Genomic DNA, 19,924 nt, shown 5'->3' on the forward strand with positions numbered 1-19,924 from the left:
TTCAAGGCGGTTCGCCAGTCGCTGATTTTATGCACACACATTTGCCAGGTGGTTTTATGGACAGTATCAACAGCCGCATCGCCGAGGAACTCGGCGTCCGCCCGCAACAGGTCGAAGCGGCCGTAGCACTACTGGATGAAGGCTCAACGGTGCCTTTCATCGCTCGCTACCGCAAGGAAGTCACTGGCAGCCTCGATGACACTCAACTGCGTCATCTGGAAGAGCGCCTGCGCTACCTGCGCGAACTCGACGAGCGCCGCATCAGCATCCTTGCCAGCATCGAAGAGCAAGGCAAGCTGACCCCTGAACTGGCGCGCGACATCAAGCTCGCCGACACCAAGACCCGCCTTGAAGACTTGTACCTGCCGTATAAGCAGAAGCGCCGCACCAAAGGCCAGATCGCGCTGGAAGCCGGCCTGGGCGAGCTGGCCGACGGGATTTTCAACGACCCCACGCTTACCCCTGAAGCCGAAGCCGCGCGATTCGTCGATGCCGAAAAAGGCTTCGCCGACGTCAAAGCCGTACTTGAAGGCGCCAAATACATTTTGATGGAGCGCTTTGCCGAAGACGCGACGCTGCTGGAGAAGCTGCGCAGCTTCCTCAAGCACGAGGCCGTGATCAGTGCCCGTGTAGTGCCGGGTAAAGAGGACGAAGGCGCCAAGTTCCGCGACTACTTCGAACATGACGAACCGCTCAAGAGCATGCCGTCGCACCGCGCGTTGGCGATCTTCCGGGGTCGCAACGAGGGCGTGCTGAGCTCGGCGCTGAAAGTCGGTGAAGAACTGCCAGGCACCCTGCACCCCTGCGAGATGATGATCAGCGAGCGCTTCGGCCTGCAGAATCAGAACCGCCCTGCGGACAAATGGCTGGCTGAGGTCGTGCGCTGGACCTGGAAGGTCAAGCTGTACTCCAGCCTCGAAACCGACCTGTTCGGCGAGCTGCGCGAAGGGGCCGAAACCGAAGCGATCAACGTATTCGCTCATAACCTTCACGACCTGTTGCTGGCCGCACCGGCGGGGCCACGCGCCACGCTGGGTCTTGACCCGGGCCTGCGCACGGGCTGCAAGGTCGCCGTCGTCGACAGCACTGGCAAACTGCTGGACTACGCCACGGTTTACCCCCATGTGCCGAAAAACCAGTGGGATCAGACCATCGCCGTGCTGGCAGCCCTTTGCGCCAAGCATTCCGTTGACCTGATCGCGATCGGTAACGGCACTGCCAGTCGCGAAACCGACAAGCTGGCCGGCGATCTGATCAAAAAGTACCCAGGCCTGAAGATGACCAAAGTCATGGTCTCTGAAGCCGGCGCCTCGGTTTACTCGGCGTCGGAACTCGCCGCCAAGGAATTCCCGGACCTCGACGTTTCGATCCGCGGCGCCGTGTCGATCGCCCGACGCTTGCAGGACCCGCTCGCCGAACTGGTAAAAATCGACCCGAAATCCATCGGTGTTGGCCAGTACCAGCATGACGTTTCACAGCTCAAACTGGCCCGCGGCCTCGACGCGGTGGTGGAAGACTGCGTGAACGCCGTGGGTGTGGACGTGAACACCGCATCCGTCGCCCTGCTGGCTCGGATTTCCGGCTTGAACACCACCCTGGCGCAGAACATCGTTGCCCACCGCGACCAGAACGGCGCGTTCAAGACCCGTGCGGCATTGAAGAAAGTCCCGCGTCTGGGCGAGAAGACCTTCGAACAGGCCGCAGGCTTTCTGCGGGTTATGAACGGTGACAACCCGCTGGATTCGTCAGCCGTTCACCCTGAGGCGTATCCACTGGTGCAGCGCATCGCCGCCCAGACCGATCGCGACATCCGTTCGCTGATCGGCGACGCTGCCTTCCTGAAGCGTCTCGACCCGAAGACATTCACCGACGAAACTTTCGGCCTGCCGACCGTCACCGACATCCTCCAAGAGCTGGAAAAACCGGGTCGCGATCCACGTCCGGGGTTCAAGACCGCTGAGTTCCAGGACGGCGTTGAAGACTTGAAGGATCTTCAGCCGGGCATGATCCTGGAAGGCGTGGTCACCAACGTCACCAACTTTGGCGCATTCGTTGATATCGGCGTGCATCAGGACGGTTTGGTGCACATCTCCGCGCTTTCGGAGAAGTTCATCAAGGACCCACGCGAGGCGGTCAAAGCCGGCGATGTGGTGAAGGTCAAGGTGATGGAAGTGGACATCCCGCGCAAGCGCGTCGGTCTGTCGATGCGCATGAGCGACACGCCGGGCGAGAAAGTCGATGGCGCTCGCGGTGCCCGTCCGGGAGCCGCGCCGCGTCAGCAGCAAAGCAATGCCCCTCGCAAGGAAGCCGCCACCCCGGCGCCGAGCAATAACCCGATGGCGTCGCTGTTCGCCAACGCCAAGCAACTGAAGAAGCGCTGATGGATATCCCTGACGAACTGACCCAGAGCGCCTACTTCAAGACGCTCGGATGCCGAGTGGTGCAACTGGACGAAGGCATTGCTGTGGTGGCCTTGCCGCTGGAGCCACACCTGCGCAATCGCGGCAATGTCATGCATGGCGGCGCGCTGTTCAGTCTGGTCGACATCACCATGGGCCTGGCCTGCTCCAGCGCCCACGGCTTCGACAAGCAAAGCGTCACCGTGGAATGCAAGATCAATTACATGCGCGCCGTGGCCGAGGGCGAAGTCATCTGCACCAGCACGGTGCTGCATGCCGGACGCCGAACGCTGGTGGTTGAAGCTGACGTTCGCCAGAACGACAAGCTGGTTGCCAAAGCGCAGGGCACGTTCGCGATCGTCTAGCTGTCCGATAGCGTTATGAGTTAATTTCGGCACTGTTCAGCAGTGTCGAAATTTTCTGATTTCCTAGTAGGAACGATCAGCGACGGGCATCGGCGTTAGGGCCATCGACGAGGCGAAAACGCCAGTTCCTTTCTTCACCCTTGTAGACCGCCATATCGCCCCCATATAGGGCCGACTGACGCGTGAAGGATTCCAACTTGAGCGAACTTCTCAACCGCCGCCTGACTCTGCTTGGCGAGCACTCCAACCTCTCCCTTCTGGAGAAGTGCTTGCATGGCATCGAGCGTGAATGCCTGCGCGTTACGGGCGAAGGCCGTCTGGCACAAACCCCGCACCCGGAAGCCCTCGGCGCGGCGCTGACCAATGAGCAAATTACCACCGATTACTCCGAGTCTTTGCTGGAGTTCATCACTCCGGCCCTTGCCAACCCTGCCGACACGCTGGAAAGCCTTGAGAAGATTCATCGCTTCGCGTACAGCAAACTGGGCAGCGAATACATCTGGAGCCCTTCGATGCCGTGCCCGCTGCCGGCCGAAGCGGATATCCCGATCGCCTATTACGGCACTTCCAATATCGGCAAGCTGAAATATGTCTATCGCCAGGGCCTTGCCTTGCGTTACGGCAAAACCATGCAGTGCATCGCCGGCATTCATTACAACTTCTCGCTGCCCGAAGCCATCTGGCCCGTGCTCAAGCAGGACGCAAAATTCGAAGGTGATGACCGCGACTTCCAGTCCGAAAGCTACATCGGCCTGATCCGCAACTTCCGTCGTTACAGCTGGCTGCTGATGTACCTGTTCGGCGCATCGCCGGCGCTGGACGCCAGCTTCCTGCGCGGCCGCTCGCATCAGCTTGAGCAGTTCGACGCCGACACGCTGTATCTGCCTTACGCCACCAGCCTGCGGATGAGCGATCTGGGTTACCAGAGCAATGCCCAGGCAGACCTGACACCTTGTTACAACGATCTGCTGACCTACACCGACAGCCTGCGCCGCGCGGTGGCAACGCCCTACGCGCCCTACGTCGAGATCGGCACACACAAGGATGGCGAGTGGATTCAGCTGAACACCAACGTCCTCCAGATCGAGAACGAGTACTACTCGACGATCCGCCCGAAACGCGTCACCTACTCCGGTGAGCGTCCGATTCAGGCGCTCGTCGCCCGCGGCGTGCAGTACGTGGAAGTCCGCTGCCTGGACATCAACCCGTTCCTGCCGGTCGGCATCGACCTTGAGCAATCGCGCTTCATTGATGCGTTCATCCTGTACTGCGCGCTGCACGACAGCCCGCAACTGGCGAACAACGAATGCGGCAACGCCAGCACGAACTTCCTGACCGTGGTCAAGGAAGGTCGCCGCCCAGGCCTGCAACTGAACCGCAACGACACGACAATCGACCTGAAGGTCTGGGCCAACGAAATGCTGGACACGATCAGGCCGATCTGTGAACTGCTCGACGCCAGCCAGGGCACGGATCAGCACGTGCAGGCGCTGGAGGTTCAGCGGGCAAAAGTCGCAGATGCCTCTCTGACGCCCTCGGCAAAGGTGCTGGCGGCAATGTCCGAGCACAAGGAAGGCTTCACGGCCTTCTCGCTGCGCCAGTCGCAGATTCATGCCGAGCATTTCCGCAGCAATCCGCTGAGTGCCGAAGACCAGACCCATTTTGAAAGCAAGGCGCGGGAGTCTCTGGCTCAGCAAGCGGAGCTGGAACAGACCGAAGAGAAAGTGGATTTCGATACGTTTGTGGGTGCCTATCAGGCAAGCATTCTGGCGATCAGCAACTGATCAGAGTGGGTCGTGTCATCACTGACACGACCCGATCAACCCTGTGGGAGTACCACGCCCTTCCTACATTGGATTTCGGTCGTTCAGCACCTGAGCAGCTGACCCACCGCCTTCGCGAGCAAGCTCACTCCTACAGGTTTTGCATTCAACGCTTATCTCCGGTGCACTACGACCCATTGTGGGAGCGAGCTTGCTCGCGAAAGCGGTGGCTCAGGCGAGAGAGATGTAGCGCCTGACTTAGCCGCCTTGCGAGCAAGCTCGCTCCCACAAGGGTTGTACCGAACCGAAAATGCGCGTCAGGCTTCAGGTCCTGACGCGCTTCGCTTAAATCGCCTTTTCGAAAATCTTCGAATTACGCTGATAGTTGTAGAGCGACGCACGTGCGCTGGGCAGGCGATCAACGCTGCTGGCCTCGAAACCGCGCTCCTGGAACCAGTGCGCGGTGCGCGTCGTGAGGACAAACAGGGTTTTCAGACCCAGCGCCCGGGCGCGTTCTTCGATGCGCTCGAGCAGTTCGTCGCCGCGCCCGCCGTGACGGTATTCCGGGTTAACCGCCAGACAGGCCAACTCACCCGTTTCGGAATCGGCAATCGGATACAGCGCCGCGCAGGCGATGATCAAGCCTTCGCGCTCGACCACGCTGAACTGCTCGATTTCACGCTCAAGCACTTCCCGCGAACGACGCACCAGAATGCCCTGTTCTTCAAGCGGCGTGATGAGGTCGATCAGCCCGCCAACGTCGCCAATCGACGCTTCGCGCACCAGTTCGAACTGCTCCTGGGCCACCAGTGTGCCGCCGCCGGCGCGGGTGAACAGCTCCGAGAGCAGCGCGCCGTCTTCGGCGTAGCTGACGATATGGCTGCGCGCCACACCACCGCGACAGGCCTGAGCCGCCGCATCCAGCAGCTCAGCCTGGTAGTTGCTGCCCAGGCGCTGAAGGTGAGCGGGGACCTGTTGTGGGCGCAGCTCCCGGACCAATCGACCCTGCTCGTCCAGCAAGCCTGACTCGGCGCCAAACAACAGCAGCTTTTCCGCGCCCAGATCAATCGCCGCACGCGTCGCAACGTCTTCGCAGGCAAGGTTGAAAATCTCGCCAGTGGGCGAATACCCCAGCGGTGACAGCAGCACGATAGAGCGCTCATCGAGCAGCCGACTGATGCCCTTGCGGTCGATGCGACGGACTTCGCCGGTGTGCTGGAAATCGACGCCCTCGAGGACGCCAATTGGGCGCGCCGTGACGAAGTTGCCGCCTGTGACGCGTAACCGCGAGCCCTGCATAGGCGAGGCGGCCATGTCCATCGACAAACGCGCTTCGATGGCGATGCGCAGGGCGCCGACGGCGTCAATCACGCATTCAAGGGTGGCGAAATCAGTCACGCGCATGTCGTGATGAAAATGCGGCGTCAGGCCACGGGCCTGCAAGCGGCTTTCGATCTGCGGGCGGGAGCCGTAAACCAGTACGAGGCGCACGCCGAGGCTGTGCAGCAATACGAGGTCGTGGACGATGTTGCCGAAGTTCGGGTGCTCAACGCCATCGCCTGGAAGCATGACGACGAAGGTGCAATCCCGGTGGGCGTTGATGTAGGGAGACGCGTGGCGGAGCCAATTAACGTAATCGGGCATATCCGAAAGGAGCCTGTAGTGGATGGACGAAGGGTGGAAACACTCAAGACGGCATGAGCTTTATCGTCGGAACAGGCATCGCAACACGCGTACTCTCCTTTTCGGTTGATTCTGAGACAGGCCCTGCCTCATGCAGCACCTGGGTGCACTCAAGGGGTAGCCAGGCAGTAATGTTCGATCAATTGACGTAACAGACGCACTGTAGGCTGCAAACGTGACATTTCAAGATACTCACCGGGCTGGTGCGCGCAGGCAATGTCCCCAGGCCCCATCACGATGGTTTCGCAACCAAGGCGCTGAAGATAAGGCGCTTCGGTGCCAAATGCCACTGCTTCGGCCGTATGACCGGTCAGACGCTCGGCGATTCGCACCAGTTCCGCGTCGGCGCTTTCTTCAAAAGGTGAGACTTCCGAAAACAGTGGCGCGTAATCGATCTGCACCTGATGCAGCTCGGCGACGGGCTGCAGTTTTTGCCTGATAGCGTCCCGCAGCACTTCAGGGTCCATGCCCGGCAGCGGACGCAGGTCGAACTCCAGCGAGCATTGCCCGCAGATCCGGTTCGGGTTGTCGCCGCCATGGATGCAGCCGAAGTTCAGGGTCGGTTGCGGCACGCTGAACTGCGGATTGCGGTATTGCTCCTGCCATTGGCGGCGCAGGCCTTTGAGCTCACCGATGGCGTCGTACATGGCTTCAAGGGCGCTACGCCCCAGGCTCGGGTCAGAGGAGTGACCGCTGCGGCCGAGGATCTCGATGCGCTCCATCATCACGCCCTTGTGCAGGCGGACCGGCTTGAGGCGCGTCGGTTCGCCGATAACCGCCGCGCGACCCAGCACACCGCCCGCTGCAGCCAAGGCCTTGGCACCTGCCATGGAGCTCTCTTCGTCGCAGGTGGCGAGGATGATGAGCGGCTGCTTGAACGGCTGATCGAGCAGCGGCTGAAGCGCCTCGATGGCTAGCGCGAAAAAGCCCTTCATGTCGCAGCTGCCCAGTCCTACCCAGTTGCCGTCGACTTCGGTCAGCTTGAGCGGATCGGTCTTCCACAACGCATCGTCGTAAGGAACGGTATCACTGTGGCCCGCCAGCACCAGCCCGCCGGGGCCAGTGCCAAACGTCGCCAGCAGATTGAACTTGCCGGGGCTTACCTGCTGGATGTCGCAGGCGAAACCCAGATCGCCCAGCCAGCCCGCCAGCAGGTCAATGACGGCGCGATTGGACTGATCGAGCGCGGGCTGCGTACAGCTCACAGACGGCGCGGCGATCAGGGCGGCGAACTGGTCTTTCATGGACGGCAACGGCATAGGCGACTCCGGTGATGGGGTGCGACACGCCAGCCATCATAGGTCGATTGGCCCGCATGAATAAACTGTCACGGTTGATGTCCTGTACACTGCACGGCCCACGCAGCTGTGTCGATTCCGGCTGCGCCCCTCGTTATCAGCGATAGAGCGTTTGGATTCTCCGGCCATGCAGAAAGAAACCGAAATCAAACTCCGCGTCAGCCGCGAAACCCTCATAGCCCTGCGCGAGCACCCGTTGCTGAAGAAGCGCAACAAGGGTGGCTGGGAGCGTCTGGAGCTGTTCAATCAGTACTTCGACACCCCCGAGCGTGAGCTGGCCCATGCCAAGGTTGCGCTGCGGCTGCGTCGCGACGGCGACGCGATCATTCAGACCCTCAAGACCCGCGGCCAGAGCGTGGCGGGCCTGTCCGAGCGCAACGAATACAACTGGGACGTGCCCAAGGCCAAGCTGGACTTGAAGAAGCTCGACGGCGAATGCTGGCCCGAGCAACTGGCGGATCTGGACAAGAAAACCATCAAACCGGTGTTCACCACTGATTTCGTCCGCGAGAAAGCGGAAATCGCTTGGGGCCGTGGCAAGACCAAAGTGGTGATCGAAGCAGCACTGGACCTGGGCAAGGTTGTCGCTGGCAAGCAGCAGGAAGAAATCTGCGAGCTGGAACTGGAGTTGCGCGAAGGCGACCCTGCCGCCCTGCTGGAACTGGCCGCAGAGCTGGCCGAGAAGCTGCCGCTGATGCCCTGCGATATCAGCAAGGCCGAGCGTGGCTATCGTCTGTTCGACGCCAGCAGCTACTCGATCAAGCTGCCGACGCCCGAGCTGCATGGCGAACTCTCGGTAGACGACGCGTTCAGCGCCATCGCCTGGTTCCTGCTCGGCAGCAGCCAGCGTCTGGCCGAACAATACCGCTTCAACGGCCACTGGAGCCTGTTGCAGGAATGGGTCGAAGTGCTCGCTGAACTGCGCGCTCTGGCCGGCAGTCTGGGCCAAGCCGCTCCGCGCTCAACGACCCATGACCTGCGCGCCGCGCTGGACGCCTTGCTGGAAGACTGGCGCACGCTGGTGCTCGCCGGCCAGGAAGATGGCGATGTACGCGCCGCTGCCCATGAGCAGTTCATCGAAGAGTTGCAGGACACCCGCTGGGGCCTGTTCTCACTGACCACCTCACGCTGGTTGATGGCGCGCAGCTGGACGGTCGAGCGCAATAATCGTGGCAATCGTCAGGGCCACGCGATGCTCAGCAGCTGGGTGCCGCGCTTCTTGGGTGATGAAGCTACAGCGCTGAACCTGCCGCGCTACCAGCAGCAGCCGGAAGACCTTGCCGAGCAACTGCCACGCATCGAGCGCATCCAGGTCTGGCTGCACTATGCCCGCCAGGCCCTCGACCTGCCTGAGCTGGACCGCTTGTATGGCGAGTTGAACAAGCTCGAGCAACTGGCGCACCTGGACATCACCGACGAAATCCTCGATGCCCGCATGCAGCAGACCATCACCGTGCTGCAAAGCCGGGCGTGGAAGACATTGCTGAAGTTGTAAGACGCCGTATGGATGGGACGGCTGGCGCGGTTGGTAGCACCGGCCGAAGCTGTTTCGTAGGACCGGCTTTAGCCGGGAAGAGGCCAGCCTGAGCACCCTCAATTTCGCAGTGTGTCTACCGACGCCTTCCCGGCTGAAGCCAGTCCTACGAAAGGCACGCGGTGTGTCAGTGGGACCGGCTTTAGCCGGGAAGAGGCCAGCCTGAGCACCCTCAATTTCGCAGTGTGCCTACCGACGCCTTCCCGGCTGAAGCCAGTCCTACTAAATGCACGCGGTGTGTCAGTGGGACCGGCTTCAGCCGGGAAGAGGCCAGCCTGAGCACCCTCAATTTCGCAGTGTGCCTACCGACGCCTTCCCGGCTGAAGCCAGTCCTACGAAAGGCACGCGGTGTGTCAGTGGGACCGGCTTCAGCCGGGAAGAGGCCAGCCTGAGCACCCTCAATTTCGCAGTGTGCCTACCGACGCTTTCCCGGCTGAAGCCGGTCCTACGAAATGCGCGCAGTCTGTCAGTAGGACCGGCCAGCCGGGAAGAGACCAGCCTGAGCACCCTCAATTTCGCAGTGTGCCCACCGACGCTTTCCCGGCTGAAGCCTGTTCTACGAAAGGCACGCGGTGTGTCAGTGGGACCGGCTTTAGCCGGGAAGAGGCCAGCCTGAGCACCCTCAATTTCGCAGTGTGTCTACCGACGCCTTCCTGGCTGAAGCCAGTCCTACGAAAGGCACGCGGTGTGTCAGTGGGACCGGCTTTAGCCGGGAATTCGCACCCTATCTGCCAATCGGCAAGCTCGTCGTCGATTTGATCTCCGACAGCGCCACTGTCGAATTCACTTCCTGAATCCCCGGCACCAGCGAGAGCTTTTCGAAGAAGAATCGCTCGTACGCTTCGATGTCCGGCGTGACGATGCGCAGCAAAAAGTCCACCGACCCCATCAGCACATAACACTCCAGCACTTCCGGGAAACTACGGATTGCCTCAGTGAATTCAGTGAAGTTGGACCGACCGTGGGCGTTGAGTTTTACCTCTGCAAATATTTGCGTATTCAAGCCGATCTTCTTGCGATCCAGCAGCGTCACCTGCCGCCGGATGACGCCCTCATCTTTGAGCCGCTGGATCCTGCGCCAGCAAGGCGATTGCGACAGGCCCACCTGCTCGGCGATCTGCGCGCTGGACAGCGACGCATCCTCCTGCAGCAGCGCGAGAATCTTCCGGTCGTAAGCATCCAGCTCAATTTGCATAGTCAATTCCTGAAAGGAAGCTGTGGCACATAAACAAGTCCAATACAGCCTAATACAGCGCATCTTCGATCAGAAATTTCTTTTTCAACGTGTAAAACTTTCTGCCATTCAACGTCAATGCCACCACGAGTTTGTCAGGAGATTTCCCATGCCGCATTTCGACGCCGCCAGCCCTGCCCCTTTCCGCCACGATGCCTGGTCGGTCGCCAATGCTCATTGCCTGTCGCGCTACCAAATTCTCGCCGAGGCAGAGGCCGACGTGCTCTGCCGGCTGCTCAACCTGTTCGCGATGCAGTACCTGATCCCTCAACAGGTCAGCGTGTTGCAGCGGGACGGCATGCTGATGGTGAGCGTCGAAGTGGGCGGCATGACGTGGCACCGCGCTCAGGTGATTGGCGAAAAAATGCGCAATCTGGTCAGTGTTTGCTCGGTTGAACTTGAACCCATGGGCAATTTGCACGTCGTAACCGAGGTTGTCTCACTCGCCGCCAGTTGAGTGCTCCGAAAATATTGGCAACGCTTCGCTACCGGCAGGGCGCAACAACTGGCACGCTTGGGACTACTCTTGCTCAACACCGAAGTAAGCCGTCTCGTCCGAAGGAGCCTGCATGTCCGTCCTCGCCTCATCATCTCAGGACCGTTGGCTGGATCTGAACGAAGTATTGCGTGACCTCGTCGCGCAGGGATACCTCGATCAGGACAACGCCGAATATGCGCTCACGCTGCGCCGAGCCGCGCAGAATCTCCACGCCCACCCGCTCGAACTCATCGCCACCCAGCAGTTCGACAATCACAAGCGGCCCGGCAAGAAACTAGACCTCGAAACCCTGACTGCCTGGCTGGCGGAGCAATCGGGCCAGCCCTATCTGCGCATTGACCCGCTGAAGATCAACGTCGCCGCCGTGACCCCGTTGATGTCCTACGCCTTCGCCCAGCGCCACAAGATTCTTGCGGTGGACGTCGATCGCGACGCAGTGACCATCGCCAGCGCGCAACCGTACGTGAATGCGTGGGAAGCCGACCTCACCCACGTGCTGAAGATGCCGATCAAGCGCGTCGTCGCCAATCCCGTTGACGTACAGAAACTGGCCGTCGAGTTTTACCGGCTGGCCAAATCGGTCAGCGGCGCGAGTGCCAGCGATCAGAAAATCAGCAACATGGGCAACTTTGAACAGTTGCTCAAGCTCGGCGCCAGCGATCAGGAGCCGGACGCCAACGACGCGCACATCGTCAATATCGTCGACTGGCTGTTCCAGTACGCCTATCAGCAGCGGGCGAGCGATATTCACATCGAGCCCCGCCGCGAGGCCGGTACCGTCCGCTTCCGCATCGACGGCGTGCTGCACAACGTTTATCAATTCCCGCCCCAGGTGGCGATGGCCGTGACCAGCCGCCTGAAAAGCCTGGGCCGGATGAACGTGGCCGAGAAGCGCAAGCCCCAGGACGGCCGGGTGAAGACCAAGACGCCCGACGGCGGCGAGGTGGAGCTGCGGTTATCGACGCTTCCCACCGCCTTCGGCGAAAAGATGGTCATGCGGATTTTTGACCCGGAAGTGCTGCTCAAGGACTTCGACCAGCTCGGATTCTCCGGCGATGACTTGCGTCGATGGGAGGGCATGACCCGACAGCCCAACGGCATCATTCTGGTGACCGGCCCGACCGGTTCCGGCAAGACCACCACGCTGTACACGACGCTGAAAATGCTGGCGACTTCGGAGGTGAACCTCTGCACCATCGAGGATCCGATCGAGATGGTTGAGCCTGCGTTCAATCAGATGCAGGTGCAGCACAACATCGATCTGACGTTTGCCAGCGGCGTGCGCGCGCTGATGCGGCAAGACCCGGACATCATCATGATCGGCGAGATTCGCGACCTGGAAACCGCAGAAATGGCGATTCAGGCGGCGTTGACCGGTCACTTGGTGCTGTCGACGCTGCACACCAACGACGCGCCCAGCGCCATTAGCCGTCTGCTTGAGTTGGGTGTGCCGCATTATCTGCTCAAGGCAACGATCCTCGGCGTGATGGCGCAGCGTCTGGTGCGTACGCTGTGCCCGCACTGCAAGGCGCCGATCGACATGGATGAGGTGGACTGGCAGACCCTGACGCGGCCGTGGCAGGCGCCGGTGCCCACCGGCGCGCATCGGGCCGTGGGTTGCGCGGAGTGCCGCGACACGGGCTATCGCGGGCGTGCGGGGGTGTACGAGATCATGCTGATGTCGGACGCGGTGAAGTCGCTGATCACGGCGGACCTGGACCTGACGGCGTTGCGCCGTCAGGGCTTCAAGGATGGCATGCGCAGCCTGCGCTTGTCCGGCGCACAGAAGGTCGCGGCGGGGCTGACGACGGTTGAAGAGGTGCTGCGTGTGACACCGCAGAGCGAACAGCGCTAAACCGCCCCCACATGGGAGATGACCTGTCGCGCAGCAAACGCCGTCCATGGGGGGACGAGCTTGCTCGCGAAGGGGATCTCATAACCGCTGGATATTGAGCGGATGTCCCCGCCTTTTCGCGAGCAAGCTCGCTCCCACAGCTCCGATCAACCCTGGCACAGGCCTGAACTGACCGCAGTCCATTACTGGTCCGGCACCCCGAAATCCAGCACCACTTTCATCGCCTGCTGCTTGTCCCCCGCCAGCTCGAACGCCTGGACCGCGTCCTGAAACGCAAGGGTGTGGGAGATCACCGGCGTCACGTCGATCACCTTGCGGTTGAGCAGGTCCACCGCCTGAGCGAACTCGGGGTGGAAGCGAAAGGTGCCGCGCAGATCGATTTCCTTGCCCACCACCAGGTTCAGCGGAATCGCCACATCGCCACCGAGCCCGACTGTCACCACAATCCCGCGCGGGCGCATGCAGGTCAGGCCATCGCGCAAGGCTTGCGCGCTGCCGGAGGCCTCGAACATCACATCGAAATAACCCTTGCCGGCGGTATAGCGCGCCAGTGCTTCAGGCTCGTCGCGCAGATTGTGGGTTTCGCTGGCACCCATGCGCCGCGCGCACGCCAGAGCGCTGTCGCTCAGGTCAGCGGCAATGATCTGCAACGCACCCGCCGCGCGCAGGCTGCCGATCAGCAAGTTGCCGATCGGGCCGCAACCGGTCACCAGCACGCGCTTGCCGAACACGCCACCGGCGCGCTGGATCGCATGAAGCCCGACCGACAAGGGTTCGGCCAGTGCGCCTTCAGCCAGCGTCGTGGTCGGCGCCAGCGCATGGGCCTGGCTTGATTCGATCACGAGATGCTCGCGAAAAGCGCCCTGTATGTGCGGAAACGGCATCGCGCTGCCGTAAAAACGCATGTTCAGGCAATGGTTGAGAAGGCCTTCGTGACAGTATTTGCAGTCACCGCACGGCCGTGATGGCGACACGGAAATCCGTTGCCTGACGCTGAAAGCGCTCTGGGCGTCGCCGACTTCTTCAATGACCGCCGAGATTTCATGGCCGAGAACCATAGGCTCTTTCAGCCGAACGGCACCGAAACCGCCGTGCTGGTAGTAGTGCAGATCCGAGCCGCAGATACCGCCGCGAGCAACGCGTACGCGCAACTGGCCGGCAGACAACGGCAACGCTTCGGTACCAGGCTCGACACGCAGGTCTTTCGCGGCATGGCAGACAATCGCTTGCATCATCGTTCTCCGGGTTACAGCGATGCCGTAATGGCACCGTCGACGTAAAGAATATGGCCATTGACGAAGCTGGCTGCGTCCGAGGCCAGAAACACCGCCGCGCCCGCCAGCTCCGACACTTCGCCCCAACGACGGCTCGGCGTGCGCTGCACCAGCCAGTCGCTGAATTCAGTATTGGCGACCAACGCAGCGTTCAGCTCGGTCTTGAAGTATCCCGGTCCGATTCCGTTGACGTTGAGACCGAACGGGCCCCAGTCGATCGCCATGCCCTTGGTCAGCATCTTCAGCGCGCCTTTGCTCGCGGTGTACGGCGCGATACCCGGTCGGCCCAGCTCGCTTTGCACCGAACAGATGTTGATGATGCGCCCGCGACCACGGGGGATCATGCAGCGCGCGACGGCCTGGCCGACGAAGAACGCACTGTCGAGGTTGGTGCGCATCAGCTCGTGCCAGTCCGCCTCGGCGAACTCCGCCAGCGGCCCGCGCCGTTGGATGCCGGCGTTGTTAACCAAGATTTCCAGCGGCCCGACGCGTTCTTCGATGTCCTGAACCGCAATGGCGACCGCCGCACTGTCCGTCACATCAAAACTTTGTGTGTGAACCCCATGACCCTCGGCCGCCAGGGCCTGGGCAGCTGATTGCAGCGTCTTGGCATTGCGGCCGTTGAGCACGACCGTGGCGCCCGCTTCGGCCAGACCCCGGGCAATCGCCAGACCAATGCCCGCGCTGGAGCCGGTGACCAACGCTACCCTGCCGTCGAGACGAAAACTTTCCAGAACAGCCATGACGCCCTCCTATTGTTTTTGCGGCTTGAATCTCTATTGGCTGCGCCAGCCGTTCCTCCGCTCAAGCACAGAAGCCGCGCAGAATGCAGTCACCTTACTCTGCCCGATCGATTTCCCACCGTCATCAACCGTGACCCTCTGAACGATGATCAACTCCCGGGACGAGCCGACTTGGCAGGCCGTCGCACTATGACGCCCTGTGCCTGGGGAACTAGAGCAGGGAACGGCGTATCAAATCGTTTCAGAACAAACAAACATCGGAGTACCTCTCATGCGTCTCAAACTTGCTGTAGCCACGTTAGCCTTGCTTTCCCTGCCGGTCGGTTCAGCGATGGCTGACGGTTTTCTGCGGGACGTGCTGTCGTCTGGTGCCACAACCGGTTCCACCTACCTCACCTTTCGTCACCACAAGCTGATCGTCGCCGCACAAGACGACGCTGGCAGCTTCGTCGCCAGCAACGGCGAAATCCGCGGGCCATACCTGGAAGCAGCCATGGATCAGGTGCGCAAAGACAATCCGGCCCTGAAGGCATCGGACATGGACCTGGCAAACGCCATCCTGGCGAAGAATCTGGTTGCCGAGCAATAAGTCCGACCTGTTGTGACGAGTTGGCGGCATAACGTCGATCTCGCTCCCACAAAAAAGCCGCTCATCCGAGCGGCTTTTTTATGTCTGACCGACCGGCTTATTCGCCGATCAGCGCCTTGTAGCCCGCTGCGTCGAGCAGCTTGCCCAAGTCCGCGGCATTGGCTGGCTTGACCTTGAAGATCCATGACGCGTATGGCGCCTCGTTCAATGCCTCTGGGCCATCAGCCAGCGCCTCGTTGACCTCGACGACTTCGCCCGCCACGGGCGAGTAGATGTCAGACGCAGCCTTTACCGACTCGACGACACCGGCCTGATCACCTGCGGCCGAGAAAACTTTCCCAACCTCAGGCAGCTCGACGAACACGACGTCACCCAGCGCTTCCTGCGCATGATCAGAGATACCGACAACGATCAGATCACCCTCTTGCTTGGCCCACTCGTGGCTCTCGGCAAAACGCAGTTCGGCGGGAATAGTGCTCATGTTCTTATCCTCTCTACTTCATCAGGTCAGCGGAAAAACCCGCCAGGGATGGCTTTCAAATCAGGGTTAAATCAGGGCCTTGCCGTGACGCACGAATGCGGGTCGAACCACTCGGACCGGGTACCACTTGCCCCGGATTTCAACCTCGGCACGGTCAGCGGTGGCCATCGGCACTCGCGCCAGCGCGATCGACTTGCTTAGCGTAGGAGAGAAACTACCACTGGTGATCTCTCCTTCGCCAACTTCCGCTATTCGGACGACCTGATGAGCGCGCAAAACGCCTCGTTCTTCAAGGACCAACCCAACAAGCTTGGAGGGAATCCCTCGCATGCGCTCTGCTTCGAGTGCAGCGCGCCCGATGAACGTGCGGTCTTCAGGCATCCACGCGACCGTCCAGGCCATGTTGGAGATCAGGGGCGAAACCTGCTCGTCGATTTCCTGACCGTACAGGTTCATCCCTGCTTCCAGGCGCAGCGTATCGCGGGCGCCCAGACCGATCGGCGAGATACCGGCGCCGACCATGTCGTTGAAGAAACTGCAGGCCTCGGTTGCTGGCAGGATGATCTCGAGGCCGTCTTCACCGGTATAACCCGTGCGGGCAATGAACCACTCGCCCTCTTGCTGGCCTTCGAAGGGTCTGAGGGTGTGGATAAGCGCGGTGCGTTCCTGATTAACCAGTTCGCCGATCTTCTGCCGGGCGTTCGGCCCCTGAATGGCAAGCATCGCCAGCTCCGAGCGGTGCTTGACGCGCACGTCGTAGCCGGCAATGTTGGCGTTCATCCAGGCCAGATCCTTATCGCCGGTGGCTGCGTTGACCACCAGGCGATAACCCTCGTCGGTCAGGTAGACGATCATGTCGTCGACGATACCGCCCTGGGTGTCCAGCATCGCGCTGTAAAGCGCCTGCCCGGTCTGTTGCAACCTGCCGACGTCGTTGGCCAGCAGATGTTGCAGCCAAGGCTTGGCCTGGCTGCCGGATACGTCGAGCACATGCATGTGCGACACGTCGAAAATCCCGCAATCCCGGCGCACCTGATGGTGCTCCTCGACCTGCGATCCGTAGTGCAAGGGCATGTCCCAACCACCAAAATCAACCAGCTTCGCGCCAAGCGCGAGGTGCAGGTCAAAGAGGGGCGTACGCTGTCCCATGGGTTTCTCCTTCCGGGCGTGGCGAAGACGCGGTCACTGGCAATCCCGCAGATCCCCCGTGAATTGGGGTCTGACACCATTGCTAATTTGAGGAATTGTCTGACAGACCGAGTCGATTGCGGCGCATTGTAGCCGCAAGGTTAGGACCCCGCACCTAACCAATCGGTCTGGCCGAACGTCTAATCAGCCCGATGACCGGCAGCAGCCCGACGAGCACCAGCGTCAGCGCAGGCAAAGCCGCACGCGCCCACTCACCTTCGCTGGTCATTTCGAAGATGCGCACCGCCAGCGTGTCCCAGCCAAACGGCCGCATGAGCAGCGTGGCGGGCATTTCCTTGAGGACATCAACGAAGACCAGCAGCGCAGCGCTCAACGTGCCGGGTATGAGCAGCGGCAGATAAATCCTGAAAAACAATCGCGGGCCGCTCACCCCCAGACTGCGCGCGGCTTCGGGCAGTGATGGACGAATGCGCGACAGGCTGTTCTCGAGCGGCCCGTACGCGACCGCAATGAAGCGCACTAGGTACGCAAGCACGAGCGCCCCCAGGCTGCCCAGCAGCAAAGGCCTGCCAGCGCCGCCCAGCCAGCTGGATAACGGCACGACCAGTTCCCGGTCCAGATAACTGAACGCCAACATGATCGACACCGCCAGCACCGAGCCGGGCAGCGCGTACCCAATGTTGGCGACGCTGACGCCCGCGCGAATGGCGCGGGTGGGGGCAAGGCGCCGGGCAAACACGAGGATCATCGCGACGCACACCGTGACCAGCGCAGCGATGCCGCCCAAGTAAAGCGTGTGCAGGATCAACCCGGCGTAGCGCTCGTCGAGGTCGAAGCGCCCGCGTTGCCAGACCCATGCAATCAGCTGCAACAGCGGCACCACAAACGCGCAGGCGAACACCAGCCCACACCACGTACTGGCGGCGACGGCTTTCAGGCCATGCAGGTGATACAGCGCCTTCACCCTCGGGCGCTCGTTGCTCGACCGGCTCGCCCCCCGCGCGCGATGCTCGCCGTACAGCAGGACCATGACGGCCAGCAGCAGCAGGCTCGCCAGTTGCGCGGCGCTCGACAAGCTGAAGAAGCCGTACCAGGTTTTGTAGATAGCGGTGGTGAAAGTGTCGAAGTTGAACACCGACACCGCGCCGAAATCGGCCAGGGTTTCCATCAACGCCAGCGCCACACCAGCACCGATCGCCGGCCGCGCCATGGGCAATGCCACGCGCCAGAACGCTTGCCACGGCGACTGACCGAGAATACGTGCCGCCTCCATCAGGCCTTTGCCTTGGGCCAGGAATGCCGTGCGCGCCAACAGATACACGTAGGGGTAAAACACCAGCACCAGCACGATGATCACGCCACCGGTCGAGCGCACTCGCGGCAGACGCAGGCCGGAGCCGAACCACTCGCGCAACAGCATTTGCACCGGGCCTGCGAAATCCAGCAAACCCACAAAGACAAACGCCAGCACATACGCCGGGATGGCAAACGGCAGCATCAACGCCCAGTCCAGCCAGCGCCGCCCCGGGAACTCACACAGCGCCGTCAGCCACGCCAGACTCACGCCCAGCATCGTGACGCCCAGCCCCACGCCAAGCACCAGCGTCAGGGTGTTGCCGAGCAACCGTGGCATCTGGGTTTCCCAGAGATGCGACCAGATCTGCTGATCGATGGTCTGCCAGGAGAACAGCAATACGCTCAAGGGCAGCAGCACCAGCGCGGCAATGGTAAAAACCAGGGGGTACCAGCGACGCTGGGGGGAATGGGCCAAAGGGGTTACTCATAGAGAGTTGCGGGTTGACGAAGCCCTCAGTGGGAGCGACCGGGGTGGCGCTCCACCTTGCTCGCGAAGAGGCCGGCACACCCGCTAGATCTCAAGCGATTGAAATGCCGTCTTCGTGAGCAAGCTCACTCCCACAAGATCTTCACCATGCAAAACCGGTGTAATTCGGGCTTCTTTCGCGAAAGATCAATTCCAGCCAGCACGGTCCATCATGCGGATCGCCTCGGCCTGCCGCCGACCGGCCACTTCAACCGGGATCGTATCGGCCTTGAACGCACCCCAGCTCGCCACTTCTTCAGAAGGCGCCACTTTCGGGTTAGCCGGGAATTCCTGATTGGTGCCGGCGAATATCGTCTGGGCTTCGGGACCTGTCATCCATTCCACCAACGCTTTGGCGGCATCTGCGTGGGGTGCGTGCCGGGTCAGGCCAATGCCGGAAAGGTTAACATGCACGCCGCGGTCCGACTGATTGGGCCAGAACAGGCGCACGGCGAGATCCGGATTGTCCTTGTGCAAACGACCGTAATAGTAGGTGTTGACGATGCCAACGTCGCATTGGCCGGCATTGATGGCTTCCAGCACCGCGATGTCATCGGAAAACACATCGGTCGACAGGTTATTCACCCAGCCTTTGAGGATCTTTTCAGACGCCTCGGCGCCGTGGGTTTCGATCAGCGTGGCGGTCAGCGACTGGTTATAGACCTTTTTGGCGGTCCGCAGGCAGAGACGGCCTTCCCACTGTTTGTCGGCCAACGCTTCGTAAGTGGTGAGTTCTTCAGGTTTGACGCGGTCGGTGGAGTAGGCGATGGTCCGGGCGCGCAGGCTCAGGCCGGTCCAGCTGTGGGTGGAAGAACGGTATTGCGAGGGAATGTTGGCATCGATGACCGGCGAGGTGAACGGCTGCAGGATGCCCATCTGTTCAGCTTGCCAGAGGTTGCCTGCGTCGACGGTGAGCAGCAGGTCAGCCGTTGCGTTCTGGCCCTCGGCCTTGATGCGCTGCATCAGCGGCGCTTCCTTGTCGGTGATGAACTTGACCTTCACGCCAGTCTTGGCGGTATAGGCATCGAACACCGGTTTGATCAGCTCATCGATTCGGGAGGAATACACCACCACTTCATCTGCGGCCTGGGCGGTGCTGCCGAGCATGGTTAATGCCAGGGCAGCCAAAAGACGCTTGCTCGCCTGCATGCAGGTTCTCCTGATTCGAGAGAGGGGAAAAACGAGGCGAAATGGTAGTGAATCGCATCTACCTTCTCAACCGAAGTCAGGATTGAG

General features: G+C 61.2%; 16 protein-coding genes. 7 read left to right on the top strand and 9 right to left on the bottom strand.

Annotation, left to right across the window (positions count from 1 at the left end; translation table 11 throughout):
* Window positions 1–56 precede the first annotated feature (56 nt).
* From AC3ISG_RS23650 to gshA, 3 genes are all read left to right on the top strand, one after another.
* Window positions 57–2,381, top strand: coding sequence for a Tex family protein (locus AC3ISG_RS23650; RefSeq protein WP_489298091.1), 2,325 nt, complete (start codon window positions 57–59; stop codon window positions 2,379–2,381).
* Window positions 2,381–2,764, top strand: a complete 384-nt coding sequence (locus AC3ISG_RS23655) for a PaaI family thioesterase (protein ID WP_489298092.1) — start codon at window positions 2,381–2,383, stop codon at window positions 2,762–2,764. The genes AC3ISG_RS23650 and AC3ISG_RS23655 overlap by 1 nt, the downstream gene beginning before the upstream one ends.
* A gap of 197 nt (window positions 2,765–2,961) precedes the next feature.
* The gene (gene gshA, locus AC3ISG_RS23660; protein WP_489298093.1) at window positions 2,962–4,548 is read left to right on the top strand and encodes a glutamate--cysteine ligase; all 1,587 of its coding nucleotides are present in this window, start codon (window positions 2,962–2,964) and stop codon (window positions 4,546–4,548) included.
* Between the two features lie 324 nt (window positions 4,549–4,872).
* Here the strand turns inward: gshA and argA are convergent, their stop codons facing one another.
* Both argA and argE read right to left on the bottom strand, forming a co-directional pair.
* A complete protein-coding gene (argA, locus tag AC3ISG_RS23665) occupies window positions 4,873–6,171 on the bottom strand; it encodes an amino-acid N-acetyltransferase (RefSeq protein ID WP_122534074.1) in 1,299 nt (432 codons plus the stop codon).
* A 149-nt stretch (window positions 6,172–6,320) separates the two neighbouring features.
* On the bottom strand, window positions 6,321–7,469 hold the full coding sequence (argE, locus tag AC3ISG_RS23670; RefSeq protein WP_122623490.1) for an acetylornithine deacetylase: 1,149 nt from the start codon (window positions 7,467–7,469) through the stop codon (window positions 6,321–6,323).
* A 166-nt stretch (window positions 7,470–7,635) separates the two neighbouring features.
* On the opposite strand from argE, the gene AC3ISG_RS23675 reads away from it, so the two are divergent.
* Window positions 7,636–9,003 carry a CYTH domain-containing protein gene (locus AC3ISG_RS23675; RefSeq protein ID WP_489298094.1) on the top strand — a complete coding sequence of 456 codons (1,368 nt, stop codon included), beginning with the start codon at window positions 7,636–7,638 and terminating at the stop codon, window positions 9,001–9,003.
* A gap of 763 nt (window positions 9,004–9,766) precedes the next feature.
* Here AC3ISG_RS23675 and AC3ISG_RS23680 read toward each other — a convergent pair.
* Entirely contained in the window at window positions 9,767–10,237 is a 471-nt protein-coding gene (locus AC3ISG_RS23680; protein ID WP_122534077.1) for an Lrp/AsnC family transcriptional regulator, read from the bottom strand.
* A 148-nt stretch (window positions 10,238–10,385) separates the two neighbouring features.
* Between AC3ISG_RS23680 and AC3ISG_RS23685 the strand changes: the two genes are divergently transcribed.
* Window positions 10,386–10,733 (top strand): hypothetical protein, encoded by a 348-nt coding sequence (locus AC3ISG_RS23685; RefSeq protein WP_272629557.1) that lies wholly within the window; start codon window positions 10,386–10,388, stop codon window positions 10,731–10,733.
* 112 nt (window positions 10,734–10,845) lie between these two features.
* Window positions 10,846–12,630, top strand: coding sequence for a type IV pilus assembly ATPase TfpB (tfpB, locus tag AC3ISG_RS23690; protein WP_272629559.1), 1,785 nt, complete (start codon window positions 10,846–10,848; stop codon window positions 12,628–12,630).
* Between the two features lie 182 nt (window positions 12,631–12,812).
* Here tfpB and AC3ISG_RS23695 read toward each other — a convergent pair whose 3' ends face one another.
* Window positions 12,813–13,865, bottom strand: coding sequence for an L-idonate 5-dehydrogenase (locus AC3ISG_RS23695; RefSeq protein ID WP_489298095.1), 1,053 nt, complete (start codon window positions 13,863–13,865; stop codon window positions 12,813–12,815).
* An 11-nt stretch (window positions 13,866–13,876) separates the two neighbouring features.
* Window positions 13,877–14,647 (bottom strand): glucose 1-dehydrogenase, encoded by a 771-nt coding sequence (locus AC3ISG_RS23700; protein ID WP_122534081.1) that lies wholly within the window; start codon window positions 14,645–14,647, stop codon window positions 13,877–13,879.
* Between the two features lie 271 nt (window positions 14,648–14,918).
* On the opposite strand from AC3ISG_RS23700, the gene AC3ISG_RS23705 reads away from it, so the two are divergent.
* Window positions 14,919–15,236: a DUF2388 domain-containing protein gene (locus tag AC3ISG_RS23705; protein ID WP_065987516.1), complete on the top strand. Its 318-nt coding sequence runs from the start codon at window positions 14,919–14,921 to the stop codon at window positions 15,234–15,236.
* A gap of 97 nt (window positions 15,237–15,333) precedes the next feature.
* Here the strand turns inward: AC3ISG_RS23705 and gcvH are convergent, their stop codons facing one another.
* The 4 genes from gcvH to AC3ISG_RS23725 all read right to left on the bottom strand — a co-directional run bounded on the left by gcvH (window position 15,334) and on the right by AC3ISG_RS23725 (window position 19,837).
* Complete coding sequence (gcvH, locus tag AC3ISG_RS23710; RefSeq protein ID WP_122534082.1) at window positions 15,334–15,717, bottom strand: glycine cleavage system protein GcvH; 384 nt, start codon at window positions 15,715–15,717, stop codon at window positions 15,334–15,336.
* A gap of 66 nt (window positions 15,718–15,783) precedes the next feature.
* Window positions 15,784–16,866 (bottom strand): glycine cleavage system aminomethyltransferase GcvT, encoded by a 1,083-nt coding sequence (gene gcvT, locus AC3ISG_RS23715; RefSeq protein ID WP_489298096.1) that lies wholly within the window; start codon window positions 16,864–16,866, stop codon window positions 15,784–15,786.
* Window positions 16,867–17,020: 154 nt separating this feature from the next.
* Window positions 17,021–18,637 carry an ABC transporter permease gene (locus AC3ISG_RS23720; protein WP_489298097.1) on the bottom strand — a complete coding sequence of 539 codons (1,617 nt, stop codon included), beginning with the start codon at window positions 18,635–18,637 and terminating at the stop codon, window positions 17,021–17,023.
* Between the two features lie 198 nt (window positions 18,638–18,835).
* Window positions 18,836–19,837, bottom strand: coding sequence for an extracellular solute-binding protein (locus AC3ISG_RS23725; protein WP_122623497.1), 1,002 nt, complete (start codon window positions 19,835–19,837; stop codon window positions 18,836–18,838).
* Window positions 19,838–19,924: the final 87 nt, after the last annotated feature.

The organism is Pseudomonas sp. GL_135, from assembly GCF_057834665.1.

What these genes read in the sequence shown, in the direction of transcription:
- argE (WP_122623490.1), bottom strand. Translation starts at nt 7,469, where the DNA reads ATGCCGTTGCCGTCCATGAAAGACCAGTTCGCCGCCCTGATCGCCGCG.
- AC3ISG_RS23650 (WP_489298091.1), top strand. Translation starts at nt 57, where the DNA reads ATGGACAGTATCAACAGCCGCATCGCCGAGGAACTCGGCGTCCGCCCG.
- AC3ISG_RS23725 (WP_122623497.1), bottom strand. Translation starts at nt 19,837, where the DNA reads ATGCAGGCGAGCAAGCGTCTTTTGGCTGCCCTGGCATTAACCATGCTC.
- AC3ISG_RS23700 (WP_122534081.1), bottom strand. Translation starts at nt 14,647, where the DNA reads ATGGCTGTTCTGGAAAGTTTTCGTCTCGACGGCAGGGTAGCGTTGGTC.
- argA (WP_122534074.1), bottom strand. Translation starts at nt 6,171, where the DNA reads ATGCCCGATTACGTTAATTGGCTCCGCCACGCGTCTCCCTACATCAAC.
- tfpB (WP_272629559.1), top strand. Translation starts at nt 10,846, where the DNA reads ATGTCCGTCCTCGCCTCATCATCTCAGGACCGTTGGCTGGATCTGAAC.
- AC3ISG_RS23680 (WP_122534077.1), bottom strand. Translation starts at nt 10,237, where the DNA reads ATGCAAATTGAGCTGGATGCTTACGACCGGAAGATTCTCGCGCTGCTG.
- AC3ISG_RS23675 (WP_489298094.1), top strand. Translation starts at nt 7,636, where the DNA reads ATGCAGAAAGAAACCGAAATCAAACTCCGCGTCAGCCGCGAAACCCTC.
- gcvT (WP_489298096.1), bottom strand. Translation starts at nt 16,866, where the DNA reads ATGGGACAGCGTACGCCCCTCTTTGACCTGCACCTCGCGCTTGGCGCG.
- AC3ISG_RS23655 (WP_489298092.1), top strand. Translation starts at nt 2,381, where the DNA reads ATGGATATCCCTGACGAACTGACCCAGAGCGCCTACTTCAAGACGCTC.
- gcvH (WP_122534082.1), bottom strand. Translation starts at nt 15,717, where the DNA reads ATGAGCACTATTCCCGCCGAACTGCGTTTTGCCGAGAGCCACGAGTGG.
- AC3ISG_RS23695 (WP_489298095.1), bottom strand. Translation starts at nt 13,865, where the DNA reads ATGATGCAAGCGATTGTCTGCCATGCCGCGAAAGACCTGCGTGTCGAG.
- AC3ISG_RS23685 (WP_272629557.1), top strand. Translation starts at nt 10,386, where the DNA reads ATGCCGCATTTCGACGCCGCCAGCCCTGCCCCTTTCCGCCACGATGCC.
- AC3ISG_RS23705 (WP_065987516.1), top strand. Translation starts at nt 14,919, where the DNA reads ATGCGTCTCAAACTTGCTGTAGCCACGTTAGCCTTGCTTTCCCTGCCG.